This window comes from Enterobacter sp. IF2SW-B1, assembly GCF_001743375.1.
In the GTDB taxonomy this organism is placed as follows: Bacteria; Pseudomonadota; Gammaproteobacteria; order Enterobacterales; family Enterobacteriaceae; genus Enterobacter; species Enterobacter bugandensis.
The window spans coordinates 1-771 of record NZ_MJAA01000068.1; the positions used below are offsets into that span (position 1 = coordinate 1).

At 48.7% G+C, this 771-nt stretch carries 2 tRNA genes and 2 rRNA genes; all 4 read right to left on the reverse strand.

The window, feature by feature from the left end:
• Positions 1-237, reverse strand: a 23S ribosomal RNA gene (locus A6013_RS23735); the annotation flags it as partial.
• 171 nt (positions 238-408) lie between these two features.
• Positions 409-484 (reverse strand) — tRNA-Ala (locus A6013_RS23740).
• A 38-nt stretch (positions 485-522) separates the two neighbouring features.
• Positions 523-599: transfer RNA gene (locus tag A6013_RS23745), tRNA-Ile, on the reverse strand.
• A gap of 70 nt (positions 600-669) precedes the next feature.
• Positions 670-771: ribosomal RNA gene (locus A6013_RS23750) — 16S ribosomal RNA — on the reverse strand; the annotation flags it as partial.

The window sequence follows — 771 nt, forward strand, 5'->3', positions numbered from 1 at the left end:
GGGAATCTCGGTTGATTTCTTTTCCTCGGGGTACTTAGATGTTTCAGTTCCCCCGGTTCGCCTCGTTAACCTATGTATTCAGTTAACGATAGTGTGWCGAAACACACTGGGTTTCCCCATTCGGACATCGACGGGTCAARGGTTCATATCACCTCGCCGTCGCTTTTCGCAGATTAGCACGTCCTTCATCGCCTCTGACTGCCAGGGCATCCACCGTGTACGCTTAGTCGCTTAACCTCACAACCCGAAGATGTTTCACTTCTGATTGCGAAAATTTGAGAGACTCGAACACACCATTAAAGATGTGTCGTTTCAATTTTCAGCTTGATCCAGATTTTTAAAGAGCAAAACTTCGCAGTGCACCTTTTCAGGTTCACTCTGAAGTTTTCTTGTGTTCGCAGTAAAAGATGGTGGAGCTATGCGGGATCGAACCGCAGACCTCCTGCGTGCAAAGCAGGCGCTCTCCCAGCTGAGCTATAGCCCCATCGTTTTGCCAACCTCTTCAAATTTGCTTCGCAAATTTGGTAGGCCTGAGTGGACTTGAACCACCGACCTCACCCTTATCAGGGGTGCGCTCTAACCACCTGAGCTACAAGCCTGTAGAGGTTTTTTACTGCTGTTTTTCATCAGACAATCTGTGTGAGCACTRCAAAGGCAGGTTCTTTAAGGTAAGGAGGTGATCCAACCGCAGGTTCCCCTACGGTTACCTTGTTACGACTTCACCCCAGTCATGAATCACAAAGTGGTAAGCGCCCTCCCGAAGGTTAAGCT